The following is a 16,176-nucleotide window of genomic DNA, read 5'->3' as shown; positions in this document are numbered from 1 at the left end:
GGCTAATGGATACGTGCTATCCATAAAAATGTCGTGTAATGCTCAACATTATTACACGTGCGGTTATTATTATATGGTAGAGTGCTGTGTGTAATCCCCCGTTGTTATATCCTGATCGGTCTAAAGAAGAATTTGATTGTCAAAAGTTTTCTATGAAGAAAAAAGCATTTTTAATGGCTGCTGTGATAGGTATGACCATTCATACCTGTGCATACGCACAGCAATTGCCAGATTCCTTACTGCCAGATGCTAACCTGCGTGACTGTATTAAGTATGCTTTGGCCCACCAGCCCGTAGTGAGGCAATCCGTTATAGACGAAGCTATTACGGAAGCGAATATCAAAAGCAGGCTGGCAGACTGGTATCCGCAAATCAACCTGGACGCCAGCTATCAGCACAACATCCAGATCCCTACCACTTATTTTGGCGGTAACCCCATTAAAGCTGGGGTGGAGAATACCTCCGGCGCCCAGTTTGGTCTTACCCAGAACCTGTTTAACCGCGATGTGCTGCTGGCCACCCGTACTGCCAGGGATGTACGCCGCCAGGCCAAACAAACCACTACCAACAACCAGATAGATGTGGTCACTAACGTGAGCAAAGCCTATTACGACGTACTGCTTACCAAGAGGCAGATGGCCGTGCTGGATGAAGATATCATCCGCCTGGAACGCAGCCAGAAAGACGCCTATAACCAGTACCAGGGTGGTATCGTGGATAAAATAGACTATAAGCGCGCCAATATTAACCTGAATAATACCAGGGCACAGCGCAAAGCCGCTGAAGAATCACTGGAGGGCAAGTACGCTTACCTGCGCCAGCTGATGGGCTATCCCGAAAAAGGAGAGCTGAAGCTGGTGGATGATACCCTGCAGATGGAAAGCGAAGTATCACTGGATACGTCCATCACCGTTACCTACGAGAACAGGATAGAATACCAGCTGTTACAAACGCAGAAGAACCTGCTGGAAGCCGAACTGCGCTATAATAAATGGAGCTTCCTGCCCGAGGTATCCGCCTTTGCCAACTATAACCTGGCTTACCTGAATAACGAATTCTCCAAGTTATATAAGGACAACCTGCCCAACTCTTACTTTGGCCTGCGCCTGTCTGTTCCCATCTTCCAGGGCGGCAAGCGTACTCAGAACATCCGGGCGGCAGAACTGCAGCTGAAACGTAACGACTGGGATTTTGAAACGCTGAAGAGCCAGATCAATACAGAATATACACAGGCCATGGCCAACTATAAAAGCAATTTCACCAATTACCTGGCACAGAAGCAAAATATGCAGGAAGCAAGGGAAGTATATGACCTGATCTCCCTTCAATATAAGGAAGGCGTTAAAACCTACCTGGAAGTGATCACCTCAGAAACAGACCTGCGCTCTGCACAGCTCAATTATTTCAACGCACTATACCAGGTGCTTTCGAGCAAGATAGATCTGCAAAGATCATTGGGAACATTACAAACAGCTGCAGGCAATTAGCATTTAGCAGCTAAAAGCCAACAGCTAACAGCTAAAAAAACAACAGGATTTGATAAACGTTTTTCAGATGGAAAAAAATCTCTTAGTTCTTATTTGCGCTTTCGGCATTATTTCCTGGACCGCCTGCGGTGGTCCCGGCAAAAAAGCTGCAGTGGTATTGCCGCCTACACCCGTGAACATCGCGGAAGCCAGCCATGCCCCGGCTATTTACTACGATAAATACCCTGCTACAGTGGTAGCGCTTAACAGCGTTGAACTGCGTGCACAGGTATCCGGCTTTATCACCGGCATCTTCTTTAAAGAAGGTGAAGTAGTGCAGAAAGGCAAAACCCTGTATGAAATAGACCGCCGCAAGTACGAAGCCGCTTACCGCCAGGCCGAAGCCAGCATCTTAAGCGCGCGCGCCAACTTTAACAAAGCACAGAAAGATATGGACAGGTACCAGCGCCTCTCCGAGCAGGACGCTATTGCCCGCCAGACGCTTGACAATGCCACGGCTGCCCTTGAAACCAACCGCAGCCAGCTGGCCGCCTCTGAAGCTGCTTTGCTGGCCGCCCGTACAGATCTTGACTATTCTCTCATCAAAGCGCCTTTCACCGGCCGTATCGGCATCTCCCAGGTAAAACTGGGTGCGCAGGTAAGCCCGGGCACTACACTGCTGAATACCATCTCCAGCGAAAATCCCATCGCTGTAGACTTCGTGGTGAATGAAACAGAGATCAGTCGCTTTGCCAACATGCAGGGAAGAACCATCGCTGCCGGAGACAGCACCTTCCGTTTACAGCTGCCCAACGGCTCCAGCTATAAGCACAGCGGTAAGATCGTTGCGATCGACCGCGGCGTAGATAATCAGACCGGTACCATCAAAATAAGAGTGGAATTCCAGAATCCTGACGACGAGCTGAAAGACGGTATGAGCTGCGTGCTCAACGTACTGAATGATCAATCCGGCGACAGGCTGATCATCCCCTATAAAGCAGTTACTGAGCAGATGGGTGAATTCTTTGTGTTCGTAGCCAAAGACTCCATCGCATTGCAGCGTAAAGTGCAGCTGGGGCCCAAGCTCAGAGACCAGATCGTGATCATGAACGGTATTGAGCCAGGAGAAAAAGTGATCATAGAAGGTATTCAACGCTTACGCGACAGCGGTAAGATCCAGATAGGCGCGCCTCCGCAAAATAAATAGTCGTCAGTTGACAGTCGTCAGTCGTTAGTGACTGCAGCAAATATCATCTCCGCTTTAATCCCTAACGACTAATGACTAACGACTTACGACTAAGAATATAAACGTGAATCAATAGAAGAAACGATCATGATTGCAGATACTTTTATACGCAGACCAGTAACCGCTATAGTAATTTCTATTGTATTGGTGCTGGTAGGCATATTGGCGATGACCACCCTGCCGGTGGGACAGTACCCGGAAATTACACCGCCTACCGTACAGGTAACCAGTACCTACATTGGCGCTGATGCCCAAACGGTAGAACAGACCGTGGCTACGCCGGTGGAAGTGCAGGTGAACGGTACGCCAGGCATGACTTACCTGCAGAGTAACAGTACCAGTAACGGCGCCATGAGTATGACCGTTAACTTTGAAGTGGGTACAGACATCAACATCGCCGCACTCGACGTACAGAACCGTGTAGGTATCGCACAGCCTACACTGCCGCAGGAAGTACAACGTTTGGGTCTTACCGTTAGAAAACGTAACCCCAGCATCCTGATGCTGGTGGCCATGTACTCACCCAAAGGCACACACGATATCAAATTCCTCGATAACTATACCAACGTTTTCATCAGGGACGCCCTCTTACGCGCCAAAGGTGTGGGTGACGTATTTACCCGTGCAGATGACTTCAGTATGCGTGTGTGGCTGAAGCCCGACAAGCTGGCTGAAATGGGCGTTACCGCCAATGACGTAAGGGCCGCCATCGCCGAACAGAACGCACAGATCACCGGTGGTACGGTGGGTGCTCCTCCCGCACAAACCGGGCAAACATTTGAATATACCATCCAGGTAAAAGGCCGTTTGGTTACCAAAGAGGAATTCGGCAATATCATTGTAAAAACGCGCCCGGATAACGGTAACATCGTATACCTGAAAGATGTGGCCAGGGTAGAGCTGGGCAAGTTCAACTATGCCAGCAACTCTTATGTAGACGGCCGGCGCGCTTCCTACCTCCTGATCTACCAGGCGCCGGGAAGTAACGCGCTTCAAACGGCAGAGAATGTGTACGCTGCCATGGAACAGCTGAAGAAGCAGTTCCCCGCAGATGTGGAATATGTAGTGCCTTTCGAATCTGTTTCCGTGATCCAGGTATCCATCCACGAAGTGGTGGAAACACTGCTGGAAGCCCTGGCGCTGGTGGTGGTAGTGGTGTTCCTCTTCCTGCAAAGCTGGAGGGCTACATTGATCCCGGTGCTCGCTATCCCGGTGTCTATCATCGCTACCTTCATCTTCTTCATACCATTAGGCTTTACCATCAATACGCTTACCCTGTTTGGTTTCGTACTGGCCATTGGTATTGTGGTGGATGACGCCATTGTGGTGGTGGAAGCGGTCCAGCATAATATAGATCATAATAAGATGTCGCCCAAGGAGGCCACGGCCCAGGCGATGAAAGAGATCTCCGGCCCGGTAATCGCCATCGCTTTGATATTGGCGGCGGTGTTTGTACCGGTAGGCTTTATACCGGGTATCGTAGGGCGTTTGTACCAGCAGTTCGCGATCACCATTGCGATCTCTGTGCTGATCTCCGCCTTTGTGGCCCTTTCACTGACGCCTGCCTTGTGTACGCTGATCCTGCGGCCTATGCACCTGGACAAAGACTCCAAAGGTCTTAACCAGTTCTTCTACCGCTTTAACCGCTGGTTCGGCCATACTACATCCCGTTATTCCATGGGGGTGAAGAAGAGCATCCGCTGGTCGCGTTATGTAATGATCATCCTGCTGTGTATCTGTATAGGGGCGGTAATGTTGTTCAGAAGCAAACCCTCCGGCTTCATTCCTACAGAAGATGAAGGCCGTGTATATATCACTTTCGACCTGCCGGAATCTTCTTCTACAGAGCGTACGGTGAGTGTGATGACGCAGATGATGAAGATCCTGGACAGCGTACCGGCTATTGGCCACTACGCTGCACTCGGTGGATTGAACGTAGTGAACTTCGCTACCAAATCAAACAGTGCTACTATCTTCTGTCAGCTGCGGCCCTGGGATGAGCGTAAAAATAAATCCGACCAGATCTTTGGCCTGGTAGCGCAGCTGCAGCAAAAGTTGTCGCGCTTCAAGGAAGCCAATGTGGTGGTGATCCCGCCGCCGGCTATTCCTGGTTTGGGTCAGACCGCCGGTTTCTCTTTTGTATTGCAGCAACGCAGCGGTACAGATATCAAAGCTTTTGAAGGCGTGCTGCAGCGGTTTACAGCTGCTATTAACCAGCGTCCGGAGATTGCCCGTGGCTTCTCCTTCTTCACCGCCCGCACACCAGGTTACCAGCTGGAGATAGATCGTGAGAAAGCCAAGAAGCTGGGCGTACAGATCTCTGATATCGCCACCGCATTACAAACATACATGGGTAGCGCCTACATCAACGACTTCACCGTATATGGGCGTAACTTCCGCGTGGTAACGCAGGCAGACTCCACTTACCGCGGCAGCATCAAAGACCTGGGCCAGTACTATGTACGTAACCAGGCAGGCGGTATGGTGCCCTTAAGCACTTTAACGTCTTATAAAGTGATAGAAAGCGCGCCGGTAATATCTCACTACAACCTGTTCCGCTCTGCGGAGATCAACGGTACGCCGGCTCCCGGCTATAGTAGTGGTGATGCTATCAGGGCCTTGCAGGAAACGGCTGCACAGGTATTGCCCGAAGGATACGGTTATGAATTCTCCGGCCTGAGCCGCGAGGAATTGTTGTCCGGTTCTAAAACGATCTACATCTTTACGTTGTCCATCGTATTCGTGTTCCTGTTCCTGGCAGCATTGTATGAAAGCTGGTCAGTGCCTTTCTCTGTACTGCTGGCGGTGCCCATTGGTATGTTCGGGGCCATCCTCACGCTTACCTTCCTGCCCAACCTTACCAATAACGTATATGCGCAGATCGGTATGATCACGCTGATAGGTCTGGCGGCCAAGAACGCCATCCTGATCGTGGAATATGCGAAAGAGCGTGTAGACCGTGGTATGGAGCTGGTGACCGCCGCTGTGGAAGCTGCCAAGCTGCGTTTGCGGCCTATCATTATGACCTCCCTTGCCTTCCTGCTGGGTATTATGCCGCTGGTGCTGGCATCAGGCGCTGGCGCAGAAGCCCGTAAAACCATGGGATGGACTGTGTTAGGCGGTATGTTCACTGCTACCTTCCTGGCCATCTTTATTGTACCGGTGTTGTTTGTGATCATCACCCGCTTTGCGTACGGTAAAGAGAAGCTGGCTAAATTAAGAGAGAGCTATGATATTTCCGGCGAGAGTAATTTGCACGGACCCGTTTGATAGATTTAAGTACAGTGGTTTTTAAGTAGGGCGTCGCGTTTGCGGCGCCCTTTTTTTTAAACAAACACTTAATGGGTTATAGAGAACGAATATATACCACATACTTACTAAATCGCATCACAGCAGCGGGCGGGCTCAGGGAGCATCTTCCATGCCTTCCCGCTTCTTTCCTTCCTCGTCAAATTCCTGTCCTAACCTCCACTCCGTATATCCCACCATATACAATGCCCCGATCACTACCGGGCTGATGGTTACGTAAAAGAACAGTTCTGTCTGTGAAGAAAAGAATACCGCGCAGACGATCCCGAAAACCAGCAGCAGGATTCCTATTTTGCGGGAGATATACGCAGCATGTGCATTCGCAGCATGCCAGGTATCCATATTTTGTGTGGAGTAAAAGCTGCGGTAGCCATACCAGGTTTTCATGTTTTTTGGGGGGAAGCGTCGTATAAAGTAACCCATGATCAGGAACACCAGTCCAGCCAGCAAACTGGCATTACAGTACGTACTATAGATGAAGGTGATCATGAACGTGGATTTAAAGCCATATAAAAGTTACGAAAAAAAACCGTTCCGGGTAGTAATGCCGGAACGGTTTTATGAATTACATCGTTGCAAGTCCCGTCGTTGCCAGGGAGCCGCCAGGGCAATGAGCGCAGGGCGATGAAGCAATCTTTTTAGTTCAATGACGAGAAGGTATTACCTCGGACCTGGCAATGACGATTATTTATTGACTTTTCTTCTTAAAGATCCCATTCAATGTATTCTTCAAAGTCTGTTCTGCCTGTTTACCTGCATTCTGCGCGGGTTTTTCCTGACCCGCAGTAGCAGTGGTATCCTTTTGTCCGCTCAGCTTTTTGGCCAGCTGATCTTTCAGTGAATTGGCCACATTCTGTTTCACCTGGTTCAGTGAATCTTTGATAGTATTCTTTGCAGAATCCACCTTGTTCTTCACCAATGCAGCAGCCTGGTCTTTCAGCTCGGCGCCTGCGCGTGAAGCGGTTTCCTGCAGGTCAGTTTTGTAGGTAGGTTTCATAATGTTGCCACCTAATAATACCTGCAGGTGTACACTATCGCTTACATTCACCGGGATGCCTTTGTCGGCGGCCTTTGTCACCAGGTTATTGATCAGGGAATTAGCCTGTGAGCCCATCACACTGCGCGGCAGCACGAGATTCAGCGTATAGTTCAGCGACTGATCAATACCGTGAGAACCAGCGATCGCCATATTTACATTCGCCACTTTGACCTTGAAAGGATTGATCTTTACGCGTCCGTTCTCAAAGGAGAAATAGCTTTTGATATCTTTCAGGGAGATGTCTTTCAGTTGTGCAACATTCAATTGGTTAGCCAGCTGGTCTACCGGTGCGAATTTCTTCAGGAAACCTTCTATCAAGAGCAGGTTACCGTCTCCTGTCAGTGTGTTGAGCACCGGCATCATATCCTTGCCCAGCTTACCGTGCAGGCTTAACTGGGAGGAGATCTTACCGGAAAGGAACTGTCCTATCGGCATCAGTTTCTGTACAGTGTTGAAAGCATTGAAAGTTTGCTGTACGTCGAGGTTCTGTACGTTATAAGCCAGGTCAATATCCGGGTTGTGTTTGCTTTCTTTGGTGCTGTAGCTGCCATTCACTTCCATGCTGCCTTGCAGGGCATTGCCTTTAAGGTTCTGCATCAGTACCGTCTGATCTTTGATCAGCAGGTTGCCGGAGAGATTGCTAAGATCCAGTTTATCGTAATGCACTTTATCTACCTGTGCGGTTAAGCCCAGGTCAAGATTCGCAGGAACTGCAAATGGTTCAGCATTCGCAGTATCTGTAGCAGCGCCAGTGGTGGTGCTGGAGGTTGTGCCCATCCATTTATCCAGGTTCACCTGGTCTGCTTTTACGGCCAGTTTACCATCCAATGGCTGGTTCTTGAACATATAGGCCAGCAGGTTATTTACTTCACCGTTGGCCTGGAAATTAGTGCCCAGGTATTGACCGTTGAACTGTTCTACTGTTACGTTGCGCGGGTTGAACTTCAATGAAAGGTTGTTCACCTTTACACCGTCCGGATAGTCTTTGCTGCGATACAGCAGGTTGTTTAACAGCAAGGTGCCTGCTGCGTAGAAGCGGTCGTACTGTTGTTTTTCTATGGCGCTCATGTTTCCTTTAGCGCTGATATCAGCGTCAAGCAGGCCGGTAAGTTCCGTGCCCTGTTCCAGTTTCACGAACTGGGTTACTTTGGAGAGGTCCAGTTTGCCTTTGGCGGCGCCGTCTACATACATGTCGGATACCGGTGTTTTCACCAGCAGGCGCAGATCCAGCGGCGTGTTATCCATTTCCAGGTGTGCGGCAGGCATGTCTACCACGGTATGGTCAGGAACGCCGTCGGGGTTCTGTACATTCAGTGTCAGCTGGATGTTCTTAACAGGTTTGGGCAGATCAGGATACTGGAAGAAGCCGTTCTTAACGGCCAGGTGCACGCCAAAGGCAGGCATCTGTGTTGCGCTGTAGGAGCCTTTTACAAAGCCGTCGAAGGCAGCGGTACCTTCTGTTTTGATCTTACCGAAATCTTTGGAATATACAGACGGTACCAGGGAAAGGAGATCTTTAAAGTTGGTGGAAGGCGCTTTAAAGCTCAGGTCCATTCCGTAGGTGCTGTCGTTGATCAGCTTAAAGAAGCCCTGTACGGCCAGTTCCAGATTATTCATCAGTACTTTACCGTTCTTGAAGGTATAGGTGCTGGTTTTGTTATCTATCTGTATATCTGCGTCCACTTTAGCGCCTACCTGTGAAAGGTAGGGGATCAGTCCATAGCGGAAGGTAATGGCGTCCGCATTGGTGCTGGTCTCCAAAGTAAAGAGATCTTGCGTGAAATCACCTTTGCCTTCATGGTTCAGATGATCGATGATCATCTGCATATTGCCCTGGCGATCGTCGTAGTTAATATATGCGTCTGATATTTCGTAGCGCTCCAGGCTCATAGAGAAAGGCTTGGCAACAGCGGTATCAGTGGTAGTTTGTGCGGTATCCGGTTTGGTGATGTTCCAGTTGGCGTCTCCGTTGGCAGCCACGATGGCGTTTATACGGGGCTGGTCTACTGCAATGCTGTAGATCTCCATCTTACCGCCTTTGATCACGCTCATCAGGTTCAGGGCGGCGTCTATCTTTTTAACGGCTACTAAAGTATCTCCTTCAAAAGGGGCCACGTTAATAACCTGCAATTCTTCCAATCCTACTGCCAGGCGGGGGAAATGCCGGAAAAGACTGATGTCTACATCCTTGAAATCAACTTTAGCATTTAACTGTTTGTTCAGTTCTGTTTTTACGATGGCCATGATCTTATCCTTAAAGAAGTAAGGAATGGCGATGGCGGCCGCCACTAACACCACAATGACAATCAGTAAGATTTTCAGGAATTTACGCAACATAGAGATAGATTAATTATTTAAGGGCGAAAGATAAGCAATTATCGTTCTTCCTGTTGCGCTCGCCTGTTAAATGACTGATAATTATGGTGTTACTGCCGGTTTTTCATCCAGGATATACCGTGTTCGTTTGGTTATCAACGCAGTATCTGTATTGGAGGCCGGGCTGAGCGCGGGCCCCGTAAATTGCTCGTAGGTGGCGGTAGTGCCGTTTATTTTAACCAGTTCTATGCTTTGCAGTTCACCTGGAATGTTAGCGCCGAACCAATGGGGATCTTCTTTTTGTTTCCAGGTTACTAGTGCCAGTATGGCCCCGTCAGGGTAGCTGCTGTCTGCATGGGTATGGGCGTACTGAAATGCGGGATCATTACCGTACAGGGTACTCATGGTGGCTTTTTTCCTGTTGATGGAAGAGGTGATCACTTTATTGAGCCCTTTGGCTTCAAATTGAAAAGAGGAGGGAAGAGACGCTTCCCTGTTAACCAGTTGAGTATTATCAACCTGGCTGGAACAGCCGAAGCTGAATAAGGCGACAAGGGTCGTCAATGCATATATGGATCGCATAGTAATAGCTTTAGTGTTTAATGGGTGTGGTGAAAACCAGGTCATTCCCTTGTACGGGCCGGTGACAATTGATACATTCTGTAGCAAAGAGGGCATTCTTGCCGTAAGGCGTGAGCTGTGGGCCTTTCCATCGTGCCCATCCCCATCCTTTGGTGTCGGCATATTTTTGATCATCCTTTATCATGAATTCTACCTGTATAAATGCGCCGGGCCGTACATTCCCGTCAGCATCTTCCAGGGCCGCCCAGGCGGCCTTTGCAAAGACGGTGCCCTTTGGCCAGGGATTGATATGATTTTCTTTTAAGGCTTTGATGGCAACGTCGTTTCCATAGATAACGCGCAGGGTGCCGTTGTCTAGCCGGTCGGTAGTGCTGATGGGCTGCCAGTTCTTATAATCACTGAGGTAGGCAATGCCGTTGAGCGTTGGCTGTACATTGTGAGCGCCAAACGCGCCGGCTTTATATTGGCCGAACTGTTTTTCTGCGTCTGCAATTTTGCTGCTGTCGGCCGCCTTGCGGGTGATCATTCCCGCCAGGTATTGCTTTAACACGGCCAGGTCGCCGGCAGAAACGGCAGCTGAAGGATGTACGAATTGATAATCTTTCAAGGGCATAGCGCCTAACTGTATCTGGTTTACGCTTTCAAACAGCTTTCCTTTTTGGTCTCCGGGCGCGAGGCTTTGCCAGTTGGAGAAATTCAGCACCTGTCTGCCATCCTTTATATGGTTGGCTACCTGCCATACGGCAGGGGAGAGCTGGTCGTACCATCGGAGCTGTGTTTCGTTGGAATGGCAGTCGTAACAGGCCCTTTTCAGTATAGCTTTTACTTCGGGAGGGGCTTGCAGATCGCCTGTAACAGGGGGATGGGGGATTTCAGGTCTTATGAACTGGATCAGCAGCAAACAGGCAAATAGCAACACGATTGTCTTGATGATCCCTCTTTTGAACCGATGAATGGTGGCTGACGACATGGTGTGAAAATTTGTTATGCAAAGGAAGATGATTATGGGGCGCCCGCTGAGCTGTTTTAGCCCAAGCCGGCAATTTGGCAGGTGAAATGGGCAGAAAGCGGGCTGAATTTTCTATTTTTATGGCATGTTTGAACAGATCGACGATTCCATTTCCAGGTATATACAGCTTGCCCCAGAAGAGCTGGAGCTGTTCCATTCCTTACTAAAATATAAAAAAGTCAGGAAAAAGAACTTTTTGTTACAGGAAGGTGAGGTATGCGATTTTGAGGCTTTTATTATAAAGGGCTGTATCCGGTCTTACTATATCAATAAAGAGGGAACGGAAACCATCCTGCTGTTTGCCGTGGAAGGCTGGTGGGTGAGCGATCTCACTAGTTTTTCAGAGCAGGTCCCTTCCAATATGTTCATTGAAACGATAGAGGATTGCGAACTGCTCATGATCGATTATAAAAACAAAATGCTGTTGTTCGAAAAGGTGCCGAAGTTTGAAAAGTTCTTCCGTATCCTGGTACAGCGATCCCTGGGCGTATTGCAGAAGCGCTTTTATGCGTCTGTTTCTCAAACGGCAGAAGAGCGTTATGTTGCTTTCACAGAAAAATACCCGCATATCCTGCAGCGGGTGCCCCAGCATCAGATAGCGCGGTATATAGGCGTTTCACCGGAGTTTTTGAGCAAGGTAAGGAGCTCGATGTATAAGAATAAATGACCGGAACCGGACACCCTCCTATATCGAAATTGAACATCTTTGTAGTTATCCGGAAAATTCCTGGTTGGTTTTCAGGTACTTAATATTTGGCATTTCCTTGGTAGTCAGCATTATTTGCACGGTCAAACATTCGCTATGCTCAAAAACTACTTCAAAATTGCCTTTCGTAACCTCTGGAGGCACAAGATATTTTCGCTGATCAATATTATGGGCCTGGCCATCGGGATGACGGCCTGTATACTTATCTACCTGTACGTCAATTTTGAGCTGAGCTATGATGCATTTCATGGCAAAGCAGCCCGCATTTACCGCATTGTATCAGATCTTAAGACCCCGGACGAAGTGATCAGGCAGAATGTTCCAGCACCGGCAGTAGCTCCTAATTTAAAGGATGAATTCCCGGAGGTAAGCGCTTTTGTACGCATGACCAGCTGGGATGATATTGCAGTAAAAAAAGGTGATATAAAATTTGTCGAGAAAAGTATTACCTGGGCAGACTCCTCATTTTTTGAAATATTCGACTTCGGCTTATTGAGAGGAGATCGCCGCACCGCTTTGAAAGAGCCACATACCGTTGTGATATCTGAAAGAATAGCCAGGAAATATTTTGGCAGCACAGATCCCGTCGGGCAACCCTTACAATTTGCGGATGGTAGCCTTGTGGCAAAAGTTACCGGCGTGATGAAAGACCTACCGGGAAACTCCCAGATAAAGACGGATCTATTATTGTCCATGTCTACTATCAGCACAGAAATGTACACAGACCTGGATAAGGACTGGACCAATTATGGCGGCGCTGCTTATTTACTGTTGAAGCCCGGAACAGATGCAAAGGCACTTGAAAGAAAATTTCCTGCTTTCCTGGAAAGGCGAAACGGGCCCGCTATGAAGAAAGCGCAAATATACCCTACGCTGATGCTCGAGCCATTGAGGGATGTATACCTGTACTCTACCCGTGACGGACAGAAAAAAGAGAATATCAGCAATGTATATGTGTTTGCTGTTGTAGCCATATTTATTTTATTGATCGCCTGTTTTAACTTTATTAACCTCACTACGGCCCGTTCTGCAGACAGGGCCAGGGAAGTAGGGATACGCAAAGTGGTGGGTGCAGAAAAACGGCAGCTCACAAAGCAATTTATCGGCGAGTCATTGATCATTTGTTTGATTGCTTTTTTGTTGGCCATTCTTTTTTCGTCGATGCTGCTGCCTGCATTTAACCAGTTGGCCGGTAAAACGGTCAGCCATAGCATTTTTGAGAATGTTTACTGCCTCCTTGCGTTGTTTTTTGCCGCTGCGTGTGTAGGTGTATTGGCAGGCGTCTATCCGGCATTGGTATTATCATCTTATAAACCGGTTGTAGTGTTGAAGGGCAAATATTCCGGTGGTTCCAATGGCCTGCTGTTAAGGAAGGTACTTGTTGTATCTCAGTTTGCAATATCTATAGGACTGATCGTAGCAACGATCATCGTTTACAACCAGATGCGCTATATGCGTACCCGCGACCTGGGTTTCAGTAAGGATCAGATCATGGTGATGAATACTTACGGTGATCCCGCCAAAAATGCTTTTATGCAGGCGCTCCGTCAAATGCCGGGGGTAAAGTCGGTAGCGATGTCCGCCAATGTTCCCGGAAGCGGAAACGCCAGTGCATACTCTGAAATAGAGAATAACAAGGGCGTACTCCAGGTAACTGCACTTGATCTTTATTTTGTTGATTTCGATTATATCGATCTGTTCAAGATGAAAGTAATAGCCGGGAGAGGTTTCTCCAGAGACTTCGGAACAGATAGCACGCAGGCAATGGTATTGAATGAATCTGCGGTAAAGCTGTTGGGATATACCTCCCCGCAGGAGGCCATCGGGAAGCGTTACAAACAATGGGGGAGTGAGGGTAAGATTATCGGGGTGGTAAAGGATTTTAATTTCCGCTCCTTACAACAACCGATCAACCCGTTGAGCCTGCGTATGAATCGGGAAAATTATTATCTCCTTTCAGTAAATATGTCCCCGGTTAACTTAGCTTCCACCATAGCCAACATTGAAAGCAAGTGGAAAGCGCTCATCCCTTCCTGGCCTTTCAACTATTACTTTATGGACGAGTTTTTTGACAGGCAATACCGTGCAGAAGACAGGTTTGGAAAGCTGTTCCTGAACTTTGCTGTACTGGCTATATTGATATCCTGTCTTGGCTTGCTCGGATTAGCCTCTTATAGTACCACGCAGCGAACAAAGGAGATTGGTATTCGTAAAGTGCTGGGCGCTTCTGTGGCAAACATAGTAGGGATGTTATCGAAAGACTTTTTGAAGCTGCTTCCTATTGCCGCTTTGATCGCATTCCCGGCAGCCGGGTATGTGATGAATGGATGGCTGCAGGATTTTGCATACCGTGCAGGCATGCCGTGGTGGGCTTTTGTGATGGCGGGAGCGTTGGCAGCGGTGGTGGCTTTGGGTACTGTTAGTTTCCAGGCGGTGAAGGCGGCGGTGGCGAATCCGGTTAAGAGTTTGAGAACGGAGTAGGCAAATCGCCACTCTTGTTTTCTAGATAAACTCTTCACCGGACGTTTCGGATGTTTTTCGGACGTTTTAGTGAACCTTTCGGACCTTTCTTTGCTATACTTTAAACACTAACTTCTTCGCCTGATCAATCTCATCCTGGTTGATCGTATGTCCCATGTTATGATACACCTTCTCCGTAACATCGGCCTGCATATCTCTCAGGATATTCGCCGTAGCATATACTCTTTCCACCGGTACATGCATATCAGGATCACTGCTGCCAATGAACACCGGTGTGCTATTAAAGCTGCCTTTGTAATTTTCCGGGTAGATCTTATCGCCAACCAATCCGCCTGTGAATGCTACAACCCCTCCATACTGTTTTGCGTTGCGTGTAACAAATTCCAGCGTCAGACAGGCGCCCTGTGAAAAGCCCAGGAAGTATATATTGCTGGATGGGATCCCTGCCCGCTCTACATCTTCCACTATCTCCTGTAAAAGAGATAATGCAGAAGACAACCATGGCTCATTCTGTTTTGGCGGCGCCATGAACGAATAAGGATACCAGGTATGATTAGTAGCTTGTGGGGCCAATAAGGCAAAATCATCTACAGATAAATGGGAAGCGAGGGAAAGGATATCCTCCGCACTTCCCCCGCGTCCATGAATCATAATTAGCACCTTATCCGCTTCACTAAGCTTTTTTCCCGCCGTAACAATCTTTTTCTGATGCATATATGATGAGTATGAAAATTAACTTAATTCAGGTAATGCTTTCTCAATTTCCGCGCGCATCGGCTGATATTGCACCGGCAATTTCAGTGATGTGCCCAGTTTATCCAGCGGTTCATCCACGGTAAAGCCCGGATTATCTGTAGCCAGCTCAAACAGCACGCCGCCTGGTTCTCTAAAGTATAATGAAAAGAAGTAATCACGATTTATTTTAGGAGTAATGTTGATGCCACGCTGTAAGATCTTTTCGCGGTATGTCATCAGCACATCATCATTCGCTACGCGAAAAGCTACGTGGTGGTTAGTACCGCCGGCAACAATACCACGCTCTTCCTCCGGTGCTTCTACCAGGTCTACTATCGCTGCATTTTCAATGTTAGTGGTAATGTACCGGTAGCGGTTACCTTCCTGTTCAAGCAGCGTATAGCCAAATACTTCCGTCAGGATATCGGCGGTAGCTTTAATGCTTTTGAGTGTTAAGGTAATGCTGTGAAATCCTTTTGTAGCGTTTTGCGCTTTTACATCAGCGGTTTCCCAGGGCTGTCTGTTATCGTCCTTTTTAGGAATAATGAGGTTGAGGTGAAGGCCATCCGGGTCCTGGAAGGGCAGGTACACTTCTCCCAATCTTTCTGCTGTAGTTCCATGCTGTACGTTAAACTGTGTAAACCTGTCCTTCCAGAATTCCAGGCTGCCTGCAGGTACGGAGTACCCTATTTCAGTGGCCATACCGGTGCCGGTGCGGCCCTGTTGAATCCCTTGCCAGGGAAAGAAGGTAAGAATAGTACCCGGGGTACCGTTCTCATTACCGAAGTAGAAATGGTAAGTACCGGGATCATCAAAGTTCACCGTTTTCTTCACCAGTCTTAATCCCAGTACTTTTGTGTAAAAATCGTAATTGCGTTGGGCATTACCAGCAATGGCTGTTATGTGGTGAATGCCTTGTATATTGTTGTTCATGATGAGTAGTGTTAAGTGATAATGCTTTAGCTAAGCCGGATGTTGTGCCGGTTCAGCGCAGCCAGGATCTCATTCTCCAGCAACCCGCTTCCGCCTCCGAAATGCCTTATCACAATGGTTGCAGGGTTCAATCCGGCTAAGGTAGTTTTAAGCTGTGAGGCTACTTCTTCCGTGATGCCCGCACAAAGCAGCAGGATATGGTACTGCTTTGTGCTAAAGGCATCTATTGCTTCCTTTACCGTACATACAGTAGTTCCCTTCCACTTTTCATGCCCATTTATCAAACGGTCCACTACTGCCATGATCTCTGCATTGAGCCCCACAGCTAATATGTTAAGTTGATTGATCTGCATT

General features: G+C 48.3%; 12 protein-coding genes. 5 read left to right on the top strand and 7 right to left on the bottom strand.

Going from position 1 to position 16,176, the window contains the following annotated elements; all coding sequences use genetic code 11:
* Positions 1 to 152: 152 nt before the first annotated feature.
* From ACR9Y8_RS10085 to ACR9Y8_RS10075, 3 genes are all read left to right on the top strand, one after another.
* The gene (locus ACR9Y8_RS10085) at positions 153 to 1,487 is read left to right on the top strand and encodes a TolC family protein (protein WP_481213131.1); all 1,335 of its coding nucleotides are present in this window, start codon (positions 153 to 155) and stop codon (positions 1,485 to 1,487) included.
* A 67-nt stretch (positions 1,488 to 1,554) separates the two neighbouring features.
* The gene (locus ACR9Y8_RS10080; protein WP_481213130.1) at positions 1,555 to 2,673 is read left to right on the top strand and encodes an efflux RND transporter periplasmic adaptor subunit; all 1,119 of its coding nucleotides are present in this window, start codon (positions 1,555 to 1,557) and stop codon (positions 2,671 to 2,673) included.
* Positions 2,674 to 2,799: 126 nt separating this feature from the next.
* Complete coding sequence (locus ACR9Y8_RS10075; protein WP_481213129.1) at positions 2,800 to 5,982, top strand: efflux RND transporter permease subunit; 3,183 nt, start codon at positions 2,800 to 2,802, stop codon at positions 5,980 to 5,982.
* A 135-nt stretch (positions 5,983 to 6,117) separates the two neighbouring features.
* On the opposite strand, the gene ACR9Y8_RS10070 is transcribed toward ACR9Y8_RS10075, so the two are convergent.
* The 4 genes from ACR9Y8_RS10070 to ACR9Y8_RS10055 form a co-directional block, all read right to left on the bottom strand.
* Positions 6,118 to 6,510: an SdpI family protein gene (locus ACR9Y8_RS10070; protein ID WP_481213128.1), complete on the bottom strand. Its 393-nt coding sequence runs from the start codon at positions 6,508 to 6,510 to the stop codon at positions 6,118 to 6,120.
* A 199-nt stretch (positions 6,511 to 6,709) separates the two neighbouring features.
* Complete coding sequence (locus tag ACR9Y8_RS10065; protein WP_481213127.1) at positions 6,710 to 9,397, bottom strand: hypothetical protein; 2,688 nt, start codon at positions 9,395 to 9,397, stop codon at positions 6,710 to 6,712.
* A gap of 81 nt (positions 9,398 to 9,478) precedes the next feature.
* Positions 9,479 to 9,958, bottom strand: coding sequence for a cytochrome P460 family protein (locus ACR9Y8_RS10060; protein ID WP_481213126.1), 480 nt, complete (start codon positions 9,956 to 9,958; stop codon positions 9,479 to 9,481).
* Between the two features lie 10 nt (positions 9,959 to 9,968).
* Positions 9,969 to 10,928: a heme-binding domain-containing protein gene (locus ACR9Y8_RS10055; RefSeq protein ID WP_481213125.1), complete on the bottom strand. Its 960-nt coding sequence runs from the start codon at positions 10,926 to 10,928 to the stop codon at positions 9,969 to 9,971.
* Positions 10,929 to 11,052: 124 nt separating this feature from the next.
* Here ACR9Y8_RS10055 and ACR9Y8_RS10050 point away from each other — a divergent pair, with 124 nt between their 5' ends.
* Positions 11,053 to 11,634, top strand: coding sequence for a Crp/Fnr family transcriptional regulator (locus ACR9Y8_RS10050; RefSeq protein WP_481213124.1), 582 nt, complete (start codon positions 11,053 to 11,055; stop codon positions 11,632 to 11,634).
* 135 nt (positions 11,635 to 11,769) lie between these two features.
* Positions 11,770 to 14,154 (top strand): ABC transporter permease, encoded by a 2,385-nt coding sequence (locus tag ACR9Y8_RS10045; RefSeq protein ID WP_481213123.1) that lies wholly within the window; start codon positions 11,770 to 11,772, stop codon positions 14,152 to 14,154.
* Between the two features lie 93 nt (positions 14,155 to 14,247).
* Here ACR9Y8_RS10045 and ACR9Y8_RS10040 read toward each other — a convergent pair whose 3' ends face one another.
* The 3 genes from ACR9Y8_RS10040 to ACR9Y8_RS10030 are packed head-to-tail and all read right to left on the bottom strand — an operon-like array spanning position 14,248 to position 16,175.
* Entirely contained in the window at positions 14,248 to 14,868 is a 621-nt protein-coding gene (locus tag ACR9Y8_RS10040) for an alpha/beta hydrolase (RefSeq protein ID WP_481213122.1), read from the bottom strand.
* Positions 14,869 to 14,886: 18 nt separating this feature from the next.
* On the bottom strand, positions 14,887 to 15,822 hold the full coding sequence (locus ACR9Y8_RS10035) for a ring-cleaving dioxygenase (protein WP_481213121.1): 936 nt from the start codon (positions 15,820 to 15,822) through the stop codon (positions 14,887 to 14,889).
* A 26-nt stretch (positions 15,823 to 15,848) separates the two neighbouring features.
* Positions 15,849 to 16,175: a hypothetical protein gene (locus tag ACR9Y8_RS10030; RefSeq protein WP_481213120.1), complete on the bottom strand. Its 327-nt coding sequence runs from the start codon at positions 16,173 to 16,175 to the stop codon at positions 15,849 to 15,851.
* Position 16,176 lies beyond the last annotated feature (1 nt).

Source organism: Chitinophaga sp. SVR4-12A, assembly GCF_056754765.1.
Note: the sequence above shows the minus strand (reverse complement) of the source record. Positions and strands in the feature narration are given on the sequence as shown.